The following is a 21,378-nucleotide window of genomic DNA, read 5'->3' as shown; positions in this document are numbered from 1 at the left end:
CCCTCGGTTACGTGTTTTTGTTCCCCCCCGCGGGCGCGCCTCTAAAAAACCCGGGGATTTCCGTCTTCATCCCCCCGTACCACCGACTCTCCACTACGGGGGGCCCCCCCACTTTGCTCGGGGGGGCGGGCCCCGATGCGTGATCGCCCGGCGGACGCCCGGTGTCAGAGCCTCTCGGCCACGACCGGGTTGCGCAGGACGCCGATGCCCTCGATCTCGACCTCGATCTCGTCTCCGGGGCGGATCGGCCCGACGCCGGAAGGCGTACCCGTCATGATCGCGTCTCCGGGCAGCAGCGTCAGGTAGCGGCTGAGGTAGCCGACGATGTCGGGAACGGCGAGCAGCAGGTCCGCCGTGCTCGCCGACTGCGTGACGGTGCCGTTCACACGGGTCGTCAGAGACAGTGCCGCAGGGTCGAGTTCGGTCGCGATGACCGGCCCGAGGGGAGCGAAAGTGTCCTGCCCCTTGCCGATCAGAAGCGTTCCGAATTTGCTTTCCTTACGCTGGACAATGCGGTCACTGACGTCGTTGCCGCACGTATAGCCGAGGACGTACTCATGGGCCTCGGAGGACTTCACATGGCGGGCTTCCTTTCCGATGACGACAACCAACTCGCCTTCGAAGTGGATCAGTTCACCATCCGCCGGATAGACGATCGCGTCACCCGGCCCGATGACCGCCGTGCTCGGCTTCATGAAGCACACGGGAACTTCCGGAACGTCGCGGTCGGTCTCGTCGATGTGCGAGGCATAGTTGTAGGCGAATCCGAAGATCCGGGGGCGTTCGAGCGGCGGGAGAATGACTGCTTCACCGACTTCGTCGACGCGCCCCGTAGGGGACAGCCCGGTGAAGGGATCACCCTGGAATCTCGCGATCCTGGCGTCACCGGCTTCCAGTTCTCCGTAGTGACACTCGCCGCCGACGGCATACCTGACGATCCGCACGGAAACCTCCGCAACTAGGCAGCCGCAGGCGGCTGCACGACCCTCCAGCAGTGCTAACGTTAGCACAAAGACGACGATCGATCCGCCATCCTCACCTTTCCGACCACGGAGCGCGACGAAAGTGCTATCGTTGGCATACGGAAAGTGACGGCAACGGGATCAGTCAGCTCGAGGGGGCCCCTTACGTGATCACGACCAGGGACATCGCCGAACGCCTCGGAATCTCCGTCTCGACGGTCGGCCGGGCACTCTCCGACGATCCCCGCATCAGCGAGGAGACCAAGTTCCGGGTCCGTCAGGCCGCTTCCGAGATGGGCTACGTCGGCAACCGCGCGGCACGGATGATGCGGGGTGCGTCCAGCAACGTGGTCGCGCTCGTGATCCCGGACATCCGCAACAGCTTCTACTCGACCATCGCGCACGAGTTGTCCAAGAACATGGAGGCCGAGGGCTTCCAGCTGATGCTCTCGGAGACCGACGACGACCGGATGGTGGAGCTCCGCCACCTGCGGGAGCTGTCCGCGAACCGCGTGGCGGGCGTCATCATCGTGCCCACCGCGCGCCCGCACAGCGAATCCGTCAAGCTCCTGCGCACGGTGCCGCACCTGCAGTTGCTGCGCCGCCACCCGTCGCTCGGTTCCCAGTGGTTCGGCGTGGACGACCGCGAGGCGCTGCGTCAGGCCACGGCCCACCTGGTGACACTGGGGCACACCCGCATCGCCTACCTGGGCGGCCCGGTCGAGCTGCCCACGGGCGCTGAGCGCCTGGAGGGTTTCCGCGGCGCCCTGCGTGAAGGCGGTCTGCCGGAGGATGCCGGGCGCACGGAGCTGGGGCCACCGTCATCCGTGGACCACGGCCGCCGGGCGATCCGCCGGCTGCTGCGGGGACCGGATGCGCCCACCGCGCTGGTGCTGGGATCGATCCAGCTCACCCTCGGTGTGCTGGAGGAGTTGTCCGAGCAGGGCGTGAAGGTGCCCGGGGAACTGTCCGTGGTCGGGTTCGGGGACGAGCCCGGGTTTTCCTGGTGGGGCCCCGGACTCACCACGATCGGCCTGCCGATCCAGGAGATGGCCACCGGCTGCGCACTGTGGCTGATGCGCCGCCTCAAGACCAAGCCGAGCAACGACGGCCCCTACACCTCGGTCTCCCCCGGGTCGCTGGTCCTGCGCGGCAGCACCGCGCCCCCGGCGCGGAGCTGAGGGCTCCGTCCATGTCCGGCTGAGCCATGGACGGCCTCGCCCGTAGACGCGGAAGGCGCCCGGAGCGCATCGCTCCGGGCGCCTTCGCGTTTTCGGCACCAGGTCAGTACGTTCCGCTGCGCAGCCGGCGCATGACGCGGGCGGTGCGTGTGAGTTCGTCGAGAACCTGCTCGGCCGCGGCCTCGTGTATCTTGCCGGGCCGGAAAGCGCCGCCCTCGACGCGTTCGCTGACGAAAGGGATGCTCACGGTCGGACCGATCGGCAGCATCCTGAGGTTCGCCACGACCTGCTTGCCCATCTGCACCGCCCGGGTGCCGGCCGAGACGCCTCCGTAGCTGACGAACGCGGCCGGCTTGTGCTGCCACTCCACGACGAGGTAGTCCCACGCGTTCTTCAGGGTGGCCGGGAAGCCGCCGTTGTACTCCGGGGTGACGAAGACGAACGCGTCCGACGCGTCGACGATCCGGCTCCACTCTCGGGTGTGGCTCTTCGTGTACTGCCGCAGGGCGGGCGGATACGGCTCGTCGAAGAAGGGAAGAGCGAGTTCCCGCAGATCGACGGTGTGCGACTCGAACTGGTCGTACTCCACGGCCCGGGCGGTGAACCAGTCCGCGACGGATCTGCCCACACGTCCGGGACGTGTGCTGGCCACAACTGTGGTGAGGGTCATCGGTGCCACGGAGGGCTCGGCTGCCATGTCGGGCTCGCTTTCCTTTCGGCCGCGATCCGGCCCGGCGGACCCGCGCCTGCCTGTGCTGTCCGTCCGTCCAGGAAGAGCGCAGGTCCGCCGGAGTTCTTGCCGGGGGACGGCGGGTTGTGCGAACGATAGCATCAGTCGTCCGGTGAACCAATGGGGCGGGAACGAACGACCAACCCACTGGATCCGAGCGTCACCTGCCCCTTGACACAGCCGCCGCCGATTCGCACGATTGCGCTATCGTTAGCACTTCAGGACGCGGCGGTGAGTAGCCCTCGCCACGAAGAGAGCCGTACGACGCTTCGATCGCGCCCGGCGCCGCCGCACCGATCCGGGGTGCCGCTCCGCGGGGGTCTCCGGCCGCTGGAACGTCCGTCCCTCGACGACAGGCCACGGGCACAGGCACGGACCCCGCTCATCGCCCGATCGTCCGAACTCCGAAAGGTTGCACCGCAATGACAGACGCGCGGATCGCCAAGCTCTACGGCCGCAGGGTGTGGGACTCACGCGGTCGGCCGACCGTCGAGGTCGAGGTCCACCTCCGTGACGGTGCGGTGGGGAGGGCGATCGCCCCGGCAGGCGCCTCGACGGGACAGGGAGAGGCGCTCGACCTGCGCGACGGCGGCAGCCGCTTCGGCGGGCTCGACGTCCGGCGCGCGGTGGGCTCGGTGAACCACGAGATCGCCCCCGCGCTCGCCGGCCGTGACGCGGCTGATCAGGAGGCCGTCGACCGGCTGCTGGTGGACCTCGACGGAACCCCCGACCGCAGCCGTCTCGGCGGCAACGCGATCGTGGCCACGTCCATGGCGGTTCTGCACGCCGCCGCCGCGTCGGCGGGCGAACCCCTGTGGCAGCACCTGGCGGACGGGCGGCCGGTTCGCATCCCGTTGCCGGAGATCCAGATCTTCGGCGGCGGGGCCCACGCGGACCGCCGCGTCGACGTCCAGGACTTCATGGTGATGTGCCCCGCGGCACGGAGCTTCTCCGAGGCCCTGGACTGGACGGCGGAGATCTACCGTGCCGCCGGCAGTCTGATGCGGAAGGCGGGCAAGGCCCAGGGCGTGGCCGACGAAGGCGGATTCTGGCCGGCGTTCGACTCGAACGAGGAGGCGCTGGAGACCCTGACCCTGGCCATCGAGAACGCGGGCTTCACGCCCTCGTCCCAGGTGGGCATCTCGCTGGACGTCGCGGCCTCGCAGTTCGGCGGTGCCGGGCGGTACACGCTCGCCCTGGACGACCGCACGCTGGACACCGAAGCGCTGATCGACATGCTGGGCGGCTGGATCGAGCAGTATCCGATCCTCTCCGTCGAGGACCCGGTGGGTGAGGACGACCACGAGGGCATGCTGGAGTTCACCCGGCGGTACGGCCGACGCTGCCAGGTGATCGGCGACGACTACCTGGTCACGAACGCCAAGCGGGTGGAGGCCGCGGCCACCAGCGGGGCGGCCAACGCCGTGCTCGTCAAGCCGAACCAGGCCGGTACCGTCACGGAGTCCTTCCAGGCCCTGCGCGCCGGAAAGGACGCCGGTTTCGGCACGATCGTCTCCGCCCGGTCCGGGGAAACCGAGGACGTCACCATCGCCCATCTGAGCGTCGGTTGGGACGCGGGTCAGCTGAAGGTGGGCTCGTTCACCCGCTCCGAGCGAATGGCCAAGTGGAACGAAGTTCTGCGTATCGAGGAGTCCCTCGGCGAATCCGCGAATTTCAGCGGATGGTCCGCCTTCACATTCGCCGAGTCCGCGTCTTCCACAACCAAGGCGTCTTCCGCGACCAAGCCGTAAAACGGTCTCGAAGTATTACAGTCATCGAAATCCAGAGCCGATCGGAGCACGGAGACCACCATGCTGCCTCCCGTCAATCTGCGCCCGAGTTTCAACATCACCCGCTCCAGCCATGTGCGTCTCACCGTGGCCGACCTGGCCGAGAGCCGGAACTTCTACGTGAACGCGCTGGGGCTCGTCGTCAGCGACGAGGACGAACGCACCTGCTACCTCCGCGGCCTGGCCGAGGCCTGCCACCACAGCCTCGTCCTGGAGCTGGACGAAGAGGGCGCGGGCACGTGCAAGAGGGTCGGCTACCGGGTCTTCTTCGACGAGGACCTGGACCTCGCCTACGACTGGTTCCGGGAGCGGGGCCTGCCCGCCGAGTGGGTCGACGTCCCGTACCAGGCCCGCACCCTGCACGTCAGCGACCCCATCGGCACGCCGATCGAACTGTGCGCGCACATGGAGACACGGCCGCGGCTGCACATCGACTTCCAGTCCTACAAGGGCGCCCACGCACAGCGGCTGGACCACTACCAGATCTTCGCGCCCGACACCTACGAGCTGTGCGCGTTCTACAGCGAGCTCGGCTTCCGCAACTCGGAGTACCTGGAGCACGGCGACAAGCTGCTGGGTGCCTTCATGTACCGCAAGGGAACCTGCCTGGACCTCGCGATCATCGAGAACACCGGGCCCGCCCTGCACCACTTCGCCTACACCGTCTCCGAGAGCCGCGACATCTTCACCGCCTGTGACTGGGCGGGCATCCTCGGCTACGGCGACGGTGTGGAGCGGGGCCCTGGACGGCACGGTCCGGGCGGGATGCTGTTCGTCTACCTCCGCGACCCCGACGGCCACCGGGTGGAGGTCTTCAACAGCCACTACCAGACGATCGACACCGAGATCGAGCCGGTGCGCTGGGACGCGGGATCGCTGAGCACCAACGCCCGGTGGGGCCTTCCGGCCCTGGAGAAGTGGTACTTCGAGGCGTCGCCCTTCGTCGGCGCGCCGCAGATTCCGCCGGCCGAGCTGCCGAAGCCGATGTCGATGGAGCGGTTCCTGCTCGAGCAGTCCGCCCCCTGACAGTCGGTCCACTGACCTTTCGCACGATCACGTTCCCCGAGGAGACGCCATGGCACGAGTCCCCTACCTGCGCCGCGAGGACGCGGACGAGGCACAGAAACCCCTGTACGACCGGCTGGAGGCCGAACGCAAGGTACCGACGGCGAACATCTTCCTCGCCCTCGCGGGCGCGCCGGCCCAGCTGGACGCCTTCCTCACCTACGCCAACTCGCTGCGGGCCGCCGATCTCAGCCCCAAGCTGCGTGAGCTGGCGATCCTGACCGTGGGTTACGCGACCCGGTCCGCGTACGAGGTCGCGCACCACCAGTCGCACGGGCTCAAGGCCGGACTCAGCGAGGAACAGCTCGCGGCGGTGGCCGACTTCGAGTCGTCCGACCTGTTCGACGAGACGGAGAAGGCGGTGATGCGCCTCGCCAAGGAATCCACGCTCCAGGTCGATGTCTCGGAAGGCACGTGGCGGGCCGTGGCCGACCGCCTGACGGACCGGCAGATGGTCGAACTGTCGTTGTCCGTCGCCTGGTACAACTCCGGCGTCCGCATTATGGGGCTGCTGGACATCGACCTTGAGAGCGGTTACGCAAACCCTTTCTGAACTTTCTGAACGGCCCTGCGCGCTTTCGCAGGAATTCCAAGGAGTATTTCAATGGCGAAAATGCTCGCTGCACGACTGCACGCGCTCGGTGAGCCGATGTCGGTGGACACCATCGACGTGCCCACCCCGCGGCCGACCGACGTGCTGGTGCGGGTCAAGGCGTGCGGGATCGTGCCGAACATGGCCAACGTGATCAACAACTGGCCCACGTGGTTCCCGCACCAGCCGTTGCCCAAGTTCCCCGCCGTCTTCGGCCTGGACGCCGCCGGAGTGGTCGAAGCCGTCGGCGAGGCGGTGCTGAACACCAAGCCCGGTGACCGGGTGTACGTCAACCCCCTGCGTGGGTGCGGGAGTTGCCAGGTCTGCCGGGGCGGTGAACTGAGCCGGTGCCGCTACTTCACGCTGAACGGCTACTTCAGCACCTCCCGTGACGGCCAGCGCATCTTCGACCTGTACCCGTACGGCGGTTTCGCGGAGTACATGACCGCCCCGCAGTACTCGATCGTCAACATCCCGGACAACATGGCGTTCGAGCAGGCTGGCAAGCTGGGCTACATCGGCACGTCCTACGGGGCCCTCAAGAACGCCGCGGCGGGACCCGGCCAGGTCGCGCTCATCGACGGGGTCACGGGAACCCTCGGGGTCGCCGCGACCGTACTCGCGCTGGCCTCCGGTGCCTCCCGGATCCTCGGGACCGGCCGCAACGAGGAGCTCCTCAAGCGCGTCAAGGAACTGGCCCCGGACCGGGTGGAGGTCTTCCGGCTGGGTGACGGCTCCACCGGCGAGTGGGCGAAGTCCCGCACCGGCGGCGAGGGCGCGGACTACGTGATCAGTGCCCTGGGCGCCAAGGCACCGGTGGAGACGATGCTCGACTCCATGCGGGGCGTCCGCAGGGGCGGCAAGGTCGTCAACGTCGGCGGCGTGGCCGATCGGCTGCCCGTGGACGTGAAGTGGCTCATGGACGAGCAGGTCCAGCTGATCGGCTCCAACTGGTTCTCCACCGCGCAGGGGCAGGAACTCGCCGACATGGTGGCCACGGGCGCCCTGGACCTGTCCTACCTGCAGGCCAAGCCGTTCCCGCTGTCCAGGGTCAACGAGGCGATATCGGGCCTCGAGGACCGCGACGGCGGGTTCAGCAACTACGTCGCCATCCCCTGAACCGCAGGTCCCAAGGGGCGGATCCGGGCGTCCCCTGCTCGTCCGGATCCGCTCCTTGGCCGACCATGCCCCTGAACGCCCCGTTCTCACCCCGCGGCGGTCCTGTTCTGCCCTGACGCCGCCGCGGGGTGTGCCTTGCGCAAGTGTGGGCCGGTCAGCAGTGGGGGATGCCGGGGGCCGGGTCGGCGCCCACGTTCACGTTGCCGCCCCACATCCACACGTTGGAGTAGATGTGGCCGATGTCGTAGTCGATGACGGTGCCGAAGTACCAGACGTTCGTGGTGTATCCGCCCGCGGTGACGCGCTGGCCGCGGGTGTAGCACTCGACGCCGGCCTCGGTCACCGTCGTCGTGGTGCCCCAGATGCGGCTGCTGGTGTTGGGGGCGTCGCGCAGGTTGCTGTGCGCCTGCACGGTCGTCGCGTAGCCAGTGGCACCGGTGGGCGCGGCCTCGGCGGTCCCGGTGGTGCCGAGCAGGGACACGGCCGCGCCGAGCACGATCCCGGCGGCCGCTGTCGACACACTTCGCTTGGTCATGGGTGTACTCCTCGGTTCGGTTCGGAATCAGCAGCGGGGGATACCGGGGGCCGGGTCGGCGCCCACGTTCACGTTGCCGCCCCAGACCCACACGTTGAGGTAGGCGTGCGGCGGGTTGGAGCCCTCGTCGAAGACGTTGCCGAAGTACCAGACGTCGGTGCCGTAGCTGCCGACTCTCACGTACTGGCCGTACGTGTAGCAGCTGATCGCCCCCACGCTCTCGGACTTCGTGGTGCCGAGGTACCTGCTGGTCGTGGTGGCCCCCGCCCGGATGTTGCTGCCGGCCTGCACGGTGGTGTCCCTGCCTTGCTCGGCGGCGTGCGCACTGCCCGCCGTGCCGAGGAGGGAGAGGGCCGCGCCGAGCGCCAGCCCGGTGGCCGCCAGCCTGGTGGATCGCTTCCCCATCGGTGTCCCCTTCGCCGTGGATGTTTCCTGTCCGGCCGTACGACGGAACGGGAGGCGCGCCCGTATGACCCTGTCGCTGGGGCATCCTCGGGCAGCGCTCCGTGCTCATGGAGCGGGGTTCTCGCTACAGCGGGTCCTCGGTGCAGGAGTGCACCCAGCGGTGGGCGGAGATGTTGTTCTCCATCTTCTCGCCGCCACCCGCCCCGTTCGCCGGGAACTCGTACATGTACAGGTGCCCGTACGACCAGCCGTTCTGGATGCACGCTCGTGCGCCGTCCCAGCCGCCGGCGTCGTCCGCGTTGTCCCAGTACACGAGGACGTCCTCGTAGGCGCCCGGAAAGCCCCGGTTCTCGACCGAGCTCGCCTGGTTACGGATGCCGCCTCGCGGCGAGCACGTGCTCCAGTTGGCGTCGTCACCGGCCCAGGCGCAGTACGTGCCCATGAGACCGACGTACTCGTAGGCATAGAAGTTTCCGTCGGCCGCGGGGGCCGCCGCGGCTGTGGTCGCGGGCTTTGGGGCCGGGGCGCCGTTCGGGTCCGCGGCCTGTGCCGTCGCCGGTACCGCGAACGCGGTGAGCCCCGTCAGAACGGCCGCGGCCAGCCCGGCGCGCAACGCAGTGGTCTTCATGCTCTTCCCCTTCTCCGTGGTGGTCTTCCTCGTGGGTCGGCCGGTGCCTGGTCAGTCGGTGCCGGCGATCGCCCGTGCCCGTGGCAGCGCGGCGCGCCGCAGGCGGTCCCGCTCGCGGAACACCGAGTGGTGCTCGGCCTTCAGGGCATCGCCGTACCGGCTGGTCAGCCGGCCGACGGTGTCGGACAGCCCGCTGCTCAGCGCGCACTCCGCCTCGGCGACCGCCGTGCGCCGTTCCTCGGTCGGTGTGCCCTTGCCGGGTGTGTCCAGGAATCGGGCGCGGGCGGCCGCCGGGTCCGGATGGGGCAGGCCGCGCCCGTGCATGCAGGCGGACCACGCGCGTACGGCCCCGGTGTAGGCGGGATCGGCGGTCACCTGCGACCGGCGCAGGCCGGACACCGCCTGGGTGACGGCTTCGGCACGGAACCAGGCCGCGAGGTCTCCGTACAGCTCTGTCTCGGCCTCCGCCGTGCATCCCTCGTCGCTGCGGCCCACCTCGGCCCCGGAGGGCAGTGTCACGGTCAGCGCGTTGCGCTTGCGCCCGTGCAGCGCGTCCATCGCCGCGGCACGGCGCTCGGCGCCGAGTGACTCGGCGTAGCGCCGGTTGGGGTCGGTGTCCCGGAGCGCACGCGCCCGCCGCTCCAGATCGCTGCCGTACCCGTGCTCGCGCGCCCAGGCCACGTCGTCGACCACGTACGGGAAGTCCCGGTGCTCGGGAAGCGGGTGCTCCGGCACCTTCCGGACGGTGAACCCGTGCCGGCTCATGCATCGCCGGATGAGCGTCTGCTCCGCGTCGTACAGCAGTGACCGTTCGGCGGTCGAGACGGGAGAGTGGGTGGAGACAGGTGCCGGGACGTCGAGGGAGGTCTCCGCCCCGCCGCCGACCGAGCAGCCGCCGACGGTGACGGCGGCCAGGGCGAGCAGCAGGGAGGCCACCGAGGTCGGGAGAACCCGGTGTCCTCGACGGAGGAGCCGTGCCATGTCAGTACTCGCAGTCACTGACGTGTGCCAGGTGTTCGTCTCCCGTGTTGCTCTTGCACTGTTCGAAGGCGGGTGTTCCCGAGGCGCCGTTGCGGACGTTGACGCCGGTCGCCCATACCTGGACCTCCGTGAAGTCAATCGCCCCCGCCTGGGTCCTCTCTCCAGCCACGGCCCCGGTCGCCGTCGCGGCCGCGGGACCGGCCACCGCCGCGGCGGCGGCGAGGAAGGCCGTGGTCAGCGCCCTGACCGTGCTGCGTGCGTTCACTGTGTCCTCCGGTTTCCCCGATGGTGTCGGCGGCTCAGACGTACTCGCAGTCGATGTCGGGATCCGTGGGGCTGTCGACCGGGGCACCGGGCACCGGGGAGTTGTTGGAGCCGCCGCTGACGTACACCGCCGAGATCCAGCCCAGGGTCCTTCGGGGTGTGATGATCTGGACCCAGTAGGTGTTGGTGTAGGGGCCGTCGGTCACGCGGCCGCGCTCGCCCGCGTCCAACTGGCAGTACGCCTGGACCCTGACACGGGTCAGCCGCTCGGTGGTGGCGAGGTCGCAGGACGTGCTCTGGCACGTACGCACTCGTACGTCGCTCGCCCACACGTACACGGACCCGCTCGGCGGGTGTGCGGCCGCCGGCTGTGCGGCCGAGACCAGGATCGAGGCGACGACCACGAGGAGCCCGGCGAGGGAGCGCAGTGCCCTGAAGGGGAAGCGGTGTCCGGGCCCGTCCTGGTGCCTGCGTCCGCCCGTGGGTGGTGACGTGCTGGTCATGGTGGAGTCCTCTCCCGGCTGTGGTCGCGGGCGGCGGGTGCCGCGCCGTCCACCCTGGCGACGGGGGGTGGTCGCCTCTCGTATGAGTGCCGGGCCGACTCGCTCGTCGTGCGGGGGCTGCCTCAGCGTCCTGGGGCGTCGTGAGGTTCCGTGGGTTCCAGGGCTTCGCGGCTGCCGAGTCGGCGGAAGACGCGGTGCGCCTCCTCTTCGAGCTCGCGCCCCGTTCCGGCCGCGCCCTTGGCCAGTTCGGCGCGGGCCAGGTCCCGCAGGGTGCGGGCGCGCCACAGCGGCAGTTCCAGCTTGTCCCACAGGCCGAGAGCCTGTCGTAGGGTCTCGGTCGCGGTCTTCCAGTCGGACGCGGCGAGGTACCACTCGCCGATGGTGCGCAGGACGAGGGCCTCTCCGAACATGTCCTCGCGCTCGCGGGTGATCTCCAGACACCGGTCGAGACGTTGCCGGGCGTCGGTCATCCGGCCCTGCCGGAACTCCACCTTGGCCAGGGACTGATTCGCGTACATGACGCCGAAGACGTCGTCCGTCTCCTCGAAGATGTCGAGGGACTGCCGCAGCAGTGCCTCCGCGCTCGGCAAGTCACCCCGCGCCCGGTGGCACAGGCCCAGTGAGCGCAGCGCGAGTGCTTCGCCGTGCCGGTCGCGGGCGGTCACGTACAGGCGGTGCGCGCGGGAGAGGGCGTCCCATGCGTCGTCGTGGCGGCCCTGATCCCGGTACACGCATCCGATGCCGTACAGCACATGGGCCATGGACGCGATGTCCTCCGGCTCCCGGTACTGCTCGAGCGCCGAGGTCAGCAGGGCCAGCGCCTCGTCGAAACGGGCCTGTTCGCGGCGGGCCGCGCCCATGCCGGCCAACGCGTCCGCGCGGCCGCGTCGTACGGCTCGCTCCTCGAACAGGCGCAGTGCCGCGGCGAAGAACCCGTGAGCCTCGTCGAAGCGGTCCTGCTCCAGGCGGAGTTGCCCGAGACCGTTCAGCAGCCAGGCCTCGCCCTCGACGTCCCCGCCGCGACGCACCGCTTCCAAGGCCACGTCGTGGGAGCGGGACCAGGCGTCGAACTGGTTGTAGAGGGCCGCGGAGGCGGCCATGAGGGCGGCGGCGAGTGCGCGGGCGGCGTCGAACATGCCGTGCTCCGCGCAGTGGGTGACCGCGGCGAGCAGGCACCGCTGCTCGGCCGCGAACCACGCGGTCGGCTCGCCCGCCAGGTGTGTCGGCTCGCCCGCCGGGTGCGTCAACGGTTCCGTCCGTGGTGCCGGCTGGTCCGCGAAATGTGCCGGCTCGTCGGTCGTGGTGACCGGAAGGAGCCGCGACGCGCCGCCCGGCCCGCGGGCTGCCGCGCCGCGTGCCATGTCCAGCCAGCGGTCGACCAGCCTTCGAACCGCCGTCTCCCGTACCTGTCGGGCGTCGTCGGCCAGACAGCGTTCCCGGGCGTACTCGCGCGCCAGGTCGTGGATGCGGTAGCGCGTTCTGCCGGTCTCGTCGGTGCGTACGACCTCCACGAAGTGGCAGTCCACGAGTTGTTCGACCGCGTCCTCCGCATCGCCCGCGCTCACGTCGAGGAGCGGCCCGGCGACCCATGCGGCGAAGTCGGGCAGATCCATCAGGGCCAGGCGGCGCAGGGCGCGCTGCTCCTGTTTGTCGAGGTCGGCGTAGCCGAGTCCGAGGCTCGCGCGCACTTCCAGGTCGCCCGCCTGCAGTTCGTCCAGGCGGCGGCGCTCGTCCTGGAGGCGTGACGCGAGCCGTGCCGGTGTCCAGTGGGGGCGCGCGGCGAGACGGGCGCCGGCGACGCGGACGGCGAGCGGGAGCCGACCGCACAGCGCGACGATCTCGGCGGCCCGGTCGGGCTCCAGGGTGGGCCGTGTCGGGCCGGCCACGCGGGCCAGCAGGTCCAGTGCCTCCGTTTCGGATGGCACACCCAGATCGAGGTGGGCGGCGCCTTCCAGGGCGACAAGTCGGCGGCGGCCGGTGATCAGCACGGCCGAGCCGCCGCCCGGTGGGAGCAGCGGGCGCAGGAGGGCTTCGCTGACCGCGTTGTCGAGGATGAGCAGGACCCGGCGGCGCGCGATGTGCGTGCGGTACAGGCCGAGGAGGTCCTCCTCGTCGCGCGCCGGAGTGTCGGAGTCCACCCCGAGGGCGCGCAGCAGTCGGGCCAGGGCGTCCGCGGTCCGTACGGGCTCGGAGTCCGAGGCGCGCAGGTCCACGAAGAGCTGTCCGTCGGGGAAGAGTGCGGCGGTGCGGTGACCCACGTGGACGGCCAGGGCGGTCTTGCCGGTGCCCGACCGGCCGGAGATCACACCGATGGGTGGCGCGGTGCGCAGCGGGTCGCGCACCTGCTCCAGGAGGGCGGTCGCCCAGGCGATCTGTTCGGTGCGGCCTACGAAGTCGGCCACGTCGGGAGGCAGTTGGGAGGGAGCCGGACGGTCTGTGTCGTCGTGGGACCGCTCGAAACGGTGGTGTGACGGTGTGTCCCCGTCCGAGCGTGAGGGGGCAACCGCCGCCTCCTCGTGTACGTGTCTCTCCCCCGAGGGCGTGGCCCGGCGGCGGGCCGGCGCTCCCAGCACCGTCGTGTCCGCCCGGAGCAGGGCCTGGTGCAGTGTCCGCAGTTCCGGACCGGGGTCGACGCCCAGCTCCGTACGGAGCAGACGGCGGCCCTCGTCGTAGCAGCCCAGCGCGTCGGCCACCCGGCCGGTGCGGAACAGCGCGGTCATCAGCTGGCCGCGCGGGCGCTCTCGCAGGGGGTGGGCGGCGACGTGTGCGACGAGTTCGGCGACGAGATCCGTGCGACGGCCCAGTTCCAGCTCGGCGGCGAAGCGGAACTCCTTTGCCTCGAGCCGGAGTTCCGTCAGGCGCATGGACTCGACGCGGGCGAAGGACTGGCCGAGTCCTTCCAGGGCGTCCTGGCCGCGCCACAGGCGCGACGCCGCCTGCAGGGTTTCGACGGCTTCCTCGGCCCGCCCGTCGAGGGCCGCGTTGCGACCGGCGGTGAACGCGTCCTCGAAGCGCCGGGCGTCGACGGCGGAGGGAGGGAACTCGGCGACGTAACCCGGGGAGCGGGTGCGGATCGCGTCGCCGTACTCCGTACCGGCCAGGGCACGGCGCAGTCCGGAGACGTGCGAGGCGACGAGTGCCCGCGCGGTGGCGGGCGGCTCCTCCTCCCAGATCAGGTCGACCAACCGCTCGGCGGACAACACCTCACCGAGACGCACGACGAGAGCCGCGAGTATCGCCGTCGGTTTGGCACCGTTCAGCGAAATACGGTGTCCTCCGCTCGACACTTCGACCGGACCCAGAAGGCGAACGTCCACCGTGTCCCCCGATTTCACATTCCCGCAGTCGGGGACAACATACCGGCACCCGCCGACAGGCATGCCTCACGCCGGACTGCCCGTTTTTCACGACAGACCGGTATGGGAGGCAGGTGGCCGAAATTCGCTGGGTGTCCGGTGAGAATTCCTCCCAATCCGAAGAAGAGACTGTCCGGCTTTCGACCTGTGGACGGAAGTGAACGTCCCTCCGTATGAGCGCCCCTCGGTGTGAGGCATACGGCCGGCTCCCCGGGACCGTCATCCGGGCGCATCGACGACCCGACACGAACCAACCGGAGGGCCCATGACCGGATCACCGACCAAGCGAATCAACCGACTGCGCCGGACGGCGGTCGCCGCGGTGGCGGCGTGCGGCGCAGGACTGTCCATGGTCGCGGCCGCGCCCGCCCCGCAGGCGGCGGACACGACCAGGGTCTACGTCTGGGCGACCGACGTGAACATGCGCGCGTGCGCTTCGTTCCAGTGCCCGCCGTACAGCGGGATCAAGGTCAGCCGGATGAACGTCACGGCGTACTGCCAGAACACCGGTGACACCGTCAGGGACGGGCAGTACGTGAACAATTACTGGGTCCAGGTGGACGCCGGCGGGCCCCGTGGCTGGATCAGCGCGGTGTACGTCAGCGGGGGCGACAACTGGGAGCCCATCCCCGGTGTTTCGGAGAACTTCGACGACTGCTTCTGACGAGAGGCGATCAGCGCGCACGGTCTGGTCCATCGGGGCGGGCGGTGCGCGGGGCGGTGACGGCCTTTCAGGCCGCTTCGCTCCGCGCACCGCCCGCTCTGCACTGGCGCTGCATGTCGTCCTGCAGAAGATCTGCATCGTTCTTGCAGAGCCCACCTCCACGCTGTGAGCGTGACGGACATCATTCTGCTTTCGGACCACCGAGTGGCCGCGACGCGTGTCGCCGAGAACGGTGAACGCCTGGTCGACGCCCGGGAGGTCGCCGCGCTGCGGGTCGACACGCGGAAGGCCGACGACGACGGCTCGTACGCGCATCTGAGGGCCGGCGTCCTGCGCCGGCTCCTGCTCGCGCAGGACGCGCTGCCCCCGGGCATCCGCCTGCTGATGGTGGAGGGCTTCCGGCCGCCCGCGCTGCAACGCCGCTACTTCGACGCGTACGCGGCCGCGCTGCGCACGGCCCATCCCTACGCCTCGCCGGAGCGGATACGCGAGCTGGCCAGCGCGTACATCTCGCCCCCGGAGGTCGCCCCGCACGTCAGCGGCGGCGCGGTGGATCTGACGCTGTGCGCCGGGGACGGGGCGGAACTCCCCCTCGGTACCGAGGTCAATGCCACTCCCGAGGAGAGCGCGGGCGGTTGCCGTACCGCCGCGGTCAACATCGACGCCGAGGCCCGGGCCAACCGTGCGGTGATGGGCCGGGCCATGACGGCCGCGGGGTTCGTCAACTACCCGACCGAGTGGTGGCACTGGTCGTACGGAGACCGGTACTGGGCGCTGCTGACCGAGGCGCCGGCGGCCGAGTACGGTCCCGCCGCTCTGAGCCATCCGTAGCGCCGCAGGCACATGCCCAACCGCAGTCTGAGACAGACGAACCCGGGGGAACACCGTGGAGAAGACCCGCATCGCGACGACGACCACCTCGTCCATGACCGCCGAGACCACGACCACGACGACGATCACCATCACCGACCACATGACCGCGGCCGAGTTCGACGAGGCGTTCACCGCCGTGATGCCGAAGCTGCGGCGCCGGCTGCTGGCCCTGACCGGCAATCCGCACGACGCCGACGACCTGCTGCAGGAGACGTATCTGAGACTCTCCCGCCGGGCTCGTGCCCGTACCCTGGCGCGTCAGCAGCAGCCGTACGCCTACACCTGCGCGGCGGCGCTGAACCTGCTGCGCGACCTGTGGCGGCATCCCTCGCGTCAGGAGCGCTGCACCGACCGGCTGCCGGAACGGGGCTGGGACGGCGGCTTCGCGAGCAGGGAGGCCGAGGCGGTGGCGACCGCGCTGTTGCGCGGGCTGTCCCCCAAGGAGGCGGCCGCCGTGATCCTGGTCGACATCGAGGGCCTGACCCACGACATGGCGGGGGAACGGCTCGGCGCACACCGTGGCACGGTGCAGCGCAACCGTATGCGCGGACTCGCCAAGATCCGGGCCGCGCTCGACGCATACGAACCCCTCTCCGCTCCCGTCTCCTCCACGAAGGCCGACGGGCCCGCGCGGCCCGCCTCGACGGCGTGCACGACGACGACATGAGGCAGCCCGACCGACTGCCGAACGCGGCTCACTCGCACGCGAGTTCATCCGTGCACCGCTCACCCGCACAGCTCATCCGCAGATCGCGCGAACACACCAGGGGGAACCACATGCGTCGCACGAACCGCACACTGGCGGTGGCAGGAGGACTGCTGCTCGCCACCGCGTTGACCTGTACCGGTACGGCGATGGCCGCCGCGTCGCCGCTCTCCTCGCAGACCGTGGCCGCCGCCGACTGCCGTCCCCTGGCGAACGCGCCCGCCCAGGCACAGGCGATCGTCAACGCCGCGTGCTCGCAGATCGGGGTGCCGTACTCGTGGGGCGGCGGCTCCATCCACGGGCCGACGTACGGTCAGGACTACCCCGGCGGCGGTCCCGGCGCCCACGACAGCCAGGTGAAGGGCTTCGACTGCTCGCACCTGGTGCAGTACGCGGCGTGGCAGGGAGCGGGCATCGCCCTGCCCGAGGGGTCCTGGAACCAGGCCCAATGGAGTGGTGCCACCGCCCGGTTCACCCGCGACCAGGGGCTCGGCCCGTTGCAGCCGGGCGATCTGCTGCTGTGGGGGTCGAACCCGGGCAATCTCAACAGCGTCCACCACATCGCCATCTACCTCGGCGACGGCAAGATGGTCGAGGCCCGGGAGTCCGGAACACTCGTCATGGTCAGCGACGTGCGGCTGAACGCCCAGTACGCGGGCGCCCTGCGCATCGCGGGCAACGAGCAGCCGCCGGCCGGCACGAAGCGGTTCATGACCTGGGGCACCGGTGTGAGCCTTCGTCCGGAGCCCGGCACCCAGAAGCCTCCCGTGGCCCGTCTGCCCGGCCCCACGCCGGTGGACGTGCTGTGCCAGGCGCGCGGAGAGATGGTCCACGCCGAGGGTTACAGCAACGACGCCTGGTCGTACCTGCCGAAGTACAAGGCCTGGATCTCGAACATCTACATCGACGACCCGGCGGCCTGGCTGCCCGGAGTTCCCGCCTGCTGATCCACGGGCACCGCCGGCCCCACTGAACCGATCCCTACACGTTCCCGCACGTTCCTGCACGTTCCTGCACGGAGGAGATCTCGCCATGCGCGTGTTCAAGCGCACCAAGTCCATCGGGATGCTCGTCGCCACGGTCGCCGCGACCGGGCTGATTCCGCTCACGGCCGGCGCGGCCGACGCCGCTCCGCCCGCCAAGCCCGCCGGCTACGCCGGGTCCTGCCCGACCGCCGGGACGGTCACCCAGTGGTGGCACTCCGGTCACGACGGCGTCGACATCGCCAACAACCGCGGTACGCCGATCTACTCCACCGGGCCGGGCACGGTCATCGTCTCCGGCCCCGCCAGCGGCTACGGCCAGTGGATCCGCATCAGGCACGACGACGGCACGGTCACCGAGTACGGCCACATGTACGAGCGTCTCGTCTCCGTGAACCAGCGGGTGAGCAGCGGTCAGCTGATCGCGCGCATGGGCTCCGAGGGCCAATCCACCGGCAACCACCTGCACTTCGAGGCGCACAGCTCCACGTCCAGCACCCGGGGCATGGACCCCGTTCCGTACCTGAGAGAGCGCGGTGTGGGCCTGCCGTGCACGCCGGGCAGCACCACGCCCGGGACCAACTTCACCACCTGGGGTACGTCGGTCCGGGTGCGCGCCGACGCACGGCTGAGCGCGGCGGTCGTGCGCACGCTGACCGGGCCGACCCCGGTCTACGTGGAGTGCCAGAAGCGCGGCGACATGGTCAACGCCGAGGGCTACAGCAACGACGCCTGGTCCTACGTCCCGGCGCTCGGCGGCTACGTCAGCAACATCTACATCGACCACCCCGCCGCCTGGCTGCCGGGAGTGCGTGAGTGCTGACCGGCGTCCGTGCCGGTGCGAGGGGTGTCGCGGCGGTCGTCCCGGCCGCCGCGGCGCTCCTCTCCCCTCGGACGGGACAAGTACGCCGTACCTCGCGGGTCGTGGCGGCTTGCGGCCCGTATGCGACGCGCCTCTACCGAAACCAGAGGATCACCATGATGACCTTGAGCAGCGCACGTGGCGGAGCCGTCGTCCGGTCCGCCCGTCGTGGCGCGGTGCGGGCGGGCCTGTTGGCCGCCGCCCTCGGGGCGCTCGTGTGCACCACCGCGAGCGCCGCGTCCGTCGAGTCCCCGTCGCCGCCCCCGGCGGTTCGAGCCGACGTGCCGGCCGGGGTGACGGCGGGCGTCGCCGTCTTCGATCGCCACACCGGCACGTTCACCGAGCAGCTGAACACCGCCGGGCAGTTCCGGTCGGCGTCCGTGGTGAAACTGCTGATCGCCCTGGACGTTCTCTGGAACCGCGGCCCCGACTCCCTGTCGGCCGCCGACCGGTCCCGGATCGACGCCATGCTGCGGGGCAGCGACGACGCGGCGGCGAGCACGTTCTGGGCGAACAACGGCGCGGGCGCGATCGTCGACCGGATGGTCGCGCGGCTCGGCCTGACGGACACCGTCCGGCCGCCGTCGACCCACCCCGGCTACTGGGGCTACACGGCTCTCTCGGCCCGTGACACCGTGAGGATCTACCGCTACCTGTTGGACTCCGCTCCCCCGGCGGTCCGCGACTACGTCCTCGGCAACCTGCGGCAGTCCACCCGCTGCGCCACCGACGGCTACGACCAGCACTTCGGCATCGCGGGCTCCTTCAACCGTCCCTGGGCCGTCAAACAGGGCTGGTCGGGCTTCAGTTCCGGAGGGTGCACGGCGACGACCGCGAAGGCCGCGAAGGAACCGGGCGGGACGGTCGCACGGACGCCGGCGGGCGCCGACGCCGTGGACCTTGCGCGTCCGGCACTGCACACGACGGGTGTGGTGGGCGCGGGCGACCGTTCCATCGTGGCGGTCTTCACCCTGCACCCCAGCGGAACGTCCTACGGCAAGGCCTACACGGACGTGGGGCGGCTGACCCGTTCGCTGAACGTCCCCGGCGCCGCACGCCCCGCCGGTACGTGGATCGGCACCTGGGGCAGCGGGGTCCGCGTCCGCACCCAGGCGACGACCACCTCCGGCGCGGTCACGACGCTGCCCGCCGGCGTCGAGGTCCTGGTCGGTTGCCAGAAGCGCGGCCAGCAGGTCAGCGCCCCGCCCTACGTCAACGACTGGTGGGCCCATCTGCCGCAGTACGGCGGCTACATGACCAACATCTATCTCAGCGTGCCGGAGAACCAGGTTCCCGGGGTGCCGGTCTGCTGACCGGACGGTGGGAGACGACCAGAGCGGGGCGAACACCCGCCGCGCCTGCGATACGAGTCGCCGGACCCTCAACCGACCGCGCGGCGGGCGGCCACTTCCTGCGTGAGCTGAGGAGCCACCGTGAACAGGTCGCCCACCACGCCGTAGTCGGCGAGGTCGAGGATCGGCGCCTCCGGGTCCTTGTTGACCGCGACGATCGTCCTGGACGTCTGCATTCCGGCGAGGTGCTGGATGGCCCCGGAGATACCCAGGGCGACGTACAGCTGGGGGGAGACGGTCTTGCCGGTCTGCCCGACCTGGAACTGGTGCGGGTAGTAGCCGGCGTCCACCGCGGCCCGCGAGGCGCCCACCGCACCTCCCAGGGCGTCGGCCAGCCGCTCCACCACCTCGAAGCCGTCCGCTCCTCCGACACCGCGGCCTCCTGAGACGACGACCGTCGCCTCGGTGAGTCCGGGTCGGTCGCTCGCGAGTGCGGCGCGCCGGGCCGTGATGCGGGCGGACGCCGCAGGGTCGATCGGTGATGGGGCGAGCTCCCGCTCCCCTGCCTCCACGGGATGCTCTTCGGGCTCGAAGGCGCCGGGACGCAGGGCGATCACCGGTATGCCGTGGGTGACCTGTGAGCGCACGGTGCAGGACCCGCCGAAGACGATCTGGGTGACCACTCCCGACGAGTCCAGGTCGACCGCGTCGATCAGCAGCCCGGCGTCCAGCCGTGCGGCGAGACGCCCGGCCGCCTCCCTGCCGTCCGTCGTGGCGGAGACCAGAACGGCGGCGGGAGAGGTTTGCCGGACCGCGAGCTCCAGGGCGTCGACGGCGGGCGTGACGAGGAACTCGCTCGCTTCGGTGGTTACGGCCGCGTGGACGGTCGTGGCGCCGTGGTGTGCGAGGGGTTCCTTGAGGCGCGCCGCTGTGCCGGGAGCTCCCACGACCACGGCCGCCGGCTTACCGAGTCGTCGCGCGGCTGCCAGGAGTTCATAGGTGGATTTATTGACATGTTCCCCGTCGTGATCAACGAGTACGAGGACATCGGGCATGGGCCTGTCTCTTGGTCGGGCGGTTCAGACGAGCTTCTGGGCGATCAGGTACGAGGCGAGCTGCCGGCCGGCCGAACCGTCGTCCGTGAGGCGGGTTCCGGCGGTTCGTGCAGGGCGTGGGACCGCCTCCACCACACGGGTGCGGGTCACGAGGAATCCGGTCGCGTCGGGGAACAGGTCGTCGAGGTCGACCGTGTCCACCGGCTTCTTCTTGGCGGCCATGATCCCCTTGAAGGAGGGGTAGCGCGGCTCGTTGATCTTCTCGGTGACGCTGACCAGCGCGGGCAGCGGAGCGTCGAGCGTCGCCTCGCCATTCTCGGTCTCGCGCTCGGCGCGCACCCGTCCCGCGTCCACGTCCAGCTTCCGCACATGGGTCACCTGCGGCAGGGCGAGCAGGTCCGCCATGACGGCGGGGACGGCGCTCGCCTGACCGTCGGTGGTCGCGTCACCGGCGAGCACCAGGTCGACGTCCTCCACGGACCGCACGGCCGCCGCCAGGACCTTCGCGGTGGTCACCACGTCCGCGCCGCGGAGTCTGTCGTCGCAGATGTGGATGCCCCGGTCACCACCCATCGCCAGGACCTTGCGGATGGCGTCGAGCGCGGATTCGGGTCCCATGGAGACGACGGTGATATGGGCGTCCGCCGTCTCCTTCAGCCTCAGGGCCTCTTCGGCGGCGCGCTCGTTGATTTCGTCCAGGACGAGTTCGGCGCCCTCGCGGTCGAGGATGTGGTCGCCCTCGGACAGGGTGCGTTCCGCGCCGGTGTCCGGGACCTGCTTGACGAGTACGACGATGTTCACGGGCGTCTTCCTTCAACCTTCAGCGGTTCAG

22 protein-coding genes are annotated in these 21,378 nt (G+C 70.3%); 11 read left to right on the top strand and 11 right to left on the bottom strand.

The annotated features are described in order from the left end of the window. Positions 1-164: 164 nt before the first annotated feature. Positions 165-944 (bottom strand): fumarylacetoacetate hydrolase family protein, encoded by a 780-nt coding sequence (locus ABT063_RS40685; RefSeq protein WP_351065896.1) that lies wholly within the window; start codon positions 942-944, stop codon positions 165-167. A 185-nt stretch (positions 945-1,129) separates the two neighbouring features. Here ABT063_RS40685 and ABT063_RS40680 point away from each other — a divergent pair, with 185 nt between their 5' ends. Then, positions 1,130-2,143, top strand: coding sequence for a LacI family DNA-binding transcriptional regulator (locus ABT063_RS40680; protein ID WP_351065894.1), 1,014 nt, complete (start codon positions 1,130-1,132; stop codon positions 2,141-2,143). Between the two features lie 103 nt (positions 2,144-2,246). On the opposite strand, the gene ABT063_RS40675 is transcribed toward ABT063_RS40680, so the two are convergent. Next, the gene (locus ABT063_RS40675; RefSeq protein ID WP_351065892.1) at positions 2,247-2,840 is read right to left on the bottom strand and encodes an NADPH-dependent FMN reductase; all 594 of its coding nucleotides are present in this window, start codon (positions 2,838-2,840) and stop codon (positions 2,247-2,249) included. A 455-nt stretch (positions 2,841-3,295) separates the two neighbouring features. Here ABT063_RS40675 and eno point away from each other — a divergent pair, with 455 nt between their 5' ends. The 4 genes from eno to ABT063_RS40655 are packed head-to-tail and all read left to right on the top strand — an operon-like array spanning position 3,296 to position 7,439. After that, entirely contained in the window at positions 3,296-4,624 is a 1,329-nt protein-coding gene (eno, locus tag ABT063_RS40670; protein ID WP_351065891.1) for a phosphopyruvate hydratase, read from the top strand. A gap of 60 nt (positions 4,625-4,684) precedes the next feature. Then, complete coding sequence (locus tag ABT063_RS40665; RefSeq protein ID WP_351065890.1) at positions 4,685-5,689, top strand: VOC family protein; 1,005 nt, start codon at positions 4,685-4,687, stop codon at positions 5,687-5,689. 49 nt (positions 5,690-5,738) lie between these two features. After that, a complete protein-coding gene (locus tag ABT063_RS40660) occupies positions 5,739-6,281 on the top strand; it encodes a carboxymuconolactone decarboxylase family protein (RefSeq protein WP_351065888.1) in 543 nt (180 codons plus the stop codon). Positions 6,282-6,341: 60 nt separating this feature from the next. Beyond that, positions 6,342-7,439: an alcohol dehydrogenase catalytic domain-containing protein gene (locus ABT063_RS40655; protein WP_351065886.1), complete on the top strand. Its 1,098-nt coding sequence runs from the start codon at positions 6,342-6,344 to the stop codon at positions 7,437-7,439. 154 nt (positions 7,440-7,593) lie between these two features. Here the strand turns inward: ABT063_RS40655 and ABT063_RS40650 are convergent, their stop codons facing one another. The 7 genes from ABT063_RS40650 to ABT063_RS40620 form a co-directional block, all read right to left on the bottom strand. Beyond that, positions 7,594-7,974: a hypothetical protein gene (locus ABT063_RS40650; protein WP_351065884.1), complete on the bottom strand. Its 381-nt coding sequence runs from the start codon at positions 7,972-7,974 to the stop codon at positions 7,594-7,596. Between the two features lie 27 nt (positions 7,975-8,001). After that, the gene (locus ABT063_RS40645; RefSeq protein WP_351065882.1) at positions 8,002-8,379 is read right to left on the bottom strand and encodes a hypothetical protein; all 378 of its coding nucleotides are present in this window, start codon (positions 8,377-8,379) and stop codon (positions 8,002-8,004) included. A 124-nt stretch (positions 8,380-8,503) separates the two neighbouring features. Further along, entirely contained in the window at positions 8,504-9,007 is a 504-nt protein-coding gene (locus tag ABT063_RS40640) for a hypothetical protein (protein WP_351065881.1), read from the bottom strand. A 51-nt stretch (positions 9,008-9,058) separates the two neighbouring features. Beyond that, positions 9,059-9,988 carry a hypothetical protein gene (locus ABT063_RS40635; protein ID WP_351065879.1) on the bottom strand — a complete coding sequence of 310 codons (930 nt, stop codon included), beginning with the start codon at positions 9,986-9,988 and terminating at the stop codon, positions 9,059-9,061. 1 nt (position 9,989) lies between these two features. Continuing rightward, positions 9,990-10,253 carry a hypothetical protein gene (locus ABT063_RS40630; RefSeq protein WP_351065877.1) on the bottom strand — a complete coding sequence of 88 codons (264 nt, stop codon included), beginning with the start codon at positions 10,251-10,253 and terminating at the stop codon, positions 9,990-9,992. A gap of 34 nt (positions 10,254-10,287) precedes the next feature. Continuing rightward, complete coding sequence (locus ABT063_RS40625) at positions 10,288-10,755, bottom strand: hypothetical protein (RefSeq protein WP_351065875.1); 468 nt, start codon at positions 10,753-10,755, stop codon at positions 10,288-10,290. A gap of 122 nt (positions 10,756-10,877) precedes the next feature. Next, the gene (locus ABT063_RS40620) at positions 10,878-14,135 is read right to left on the bottom strand and encodes an AfsR/SARP family transcriptional regulator (RefSeq protein ID WP_502990982.1); all 3,258 of its coding nucleotides are present in this window, start codon (positions 14,133-14,135) and stop codon (positions 10,878-10,880) included. Positions 14,136-14,376: 241 nt separating this feature from the next. Here ABT063_RS40620 and ABT063_RS40615 point away from each other — a divergent pair, with 241 nt between their 5' ends. The 6 genes from ABT063_RS40615 to ABT063_RS40590 all read left to right on the top strand — a co-directional run bounded on the left by ABT063_RS40615 (position 14,377) and on the right by ABT063_RS40590 (position 19,512). Next, positions 14,377-14,775: a hypothetical protein gene (locus tag ABT063_RS40615; RefSeq protein ID WP_351065873.1), complete on the top strand. Its 399-nt coding sequence runs from the start codon at positions 14,377-14,379 to the stop codon at positions 14,773-14,775. Between the two features lie 171 nt (positions 14,776-14,946). Then, a complete protein-coding gene (locus ABT063_RS40610; RefSeq protein WP_351065872.1) occupies positions 14,947-15,606 on the top strand; it encodes a M15 family metallopeptidase in 660 nt (219 codons plus the stop codon). A gap of 142 nt (positions 15,607-15,748) precedes the next feature. Beyond that, the gene (locus ABT063_RS40605; RefSeq protein WP_502990986.1) at positions 15,749-16,315 is read left to right on the top strand and encodes an RNA polymerase sigma factor; all 567 of its coding nucleotides are present in this window, start codon (positions 15,749-15,751) and stop codon (positions 16,313-16,315) included. 110 nt (positions 16,316-16,425) lie between these two features. After that, positions 16,426-17,301: a C40 family peptidase gene (locus ABT063_RS40600; protein WP_351065870.1), complete on the top strand. Its 876-nt coding sequence runs from the start codon at positions 16,426-16,428 to the stop codon at positions 17,299-17,301. A gap of 85 nt (positions 17,302-17,386) precedes the next feature. After that, on the top strand, positions 17,387-18,160 hold the full coding sequence (locus ABT063_RS40595) for a M23 family metallopeptidase (RefSeq protein WP_351065868.1): 774 nt from the start codon (positions 17,387-17,389) through the stop codon (positions 18,158-18,160). A 215-nt stretch (positions 18,161-18,375) separates the two neighbouring features. Beyond that, positions 18,376-19,512 carry a serine hydrolase gene (locus ABT063_RS40590; RefSeq protein WP_502990985.1) on the top strand — a complete coding sequence of 379 codons (1,137 nt, stop codon included), beginning with the start codon at positions 18,376-18,378 and terminating at the stop codon, positions 19,510-19,512. Positions 19,513-19,580: 68 nt separating this feature from the next. On the opposite strand, the gene ABT063_RS40585 is transcribed toward ABT063_RS40590, so the two are convergent. Continuing rightward, entirely contained in the window at positions 19,581-20,546 is a 966-nt protein-coding gene (locus tag ABT063_RS40585) for an electron transfer flavoprotein subunit alpha/FixB family protein (RefSeq protein ID WP_351065865.1), read from the bottom strand. Positions 20,547-20,570: 24 nt separating this feature from the next. Continuing rightward, positions 20,571-21,347 (bottom strand): electron transfer flavoprotein subunit beta/FixA family protein, encoded by a 777-nt coding sequence (locus ABT063_RS40580; protein ID WP_351065863.1) that lies wholly within the window; start codon positions 21,345-21,347, stop codon positions 20,571-20,573. Positions 21,348-21,378: the final 31 nt, after the last annotated feature.

This window comes from Streptomyces sp. NPDC002838, assembly GCF_040295365.1.
Classification (GTDB): domain Bacteria; phylum Actinomycetota; class Actinomycetes; order Streptomycetales; family Streptomycetaceae; genus Streptomyces.
Note: the sequence above shows the minus strand (reverse complement) of the source record. Positions and strands in the feature narration are given on the sequence as shown.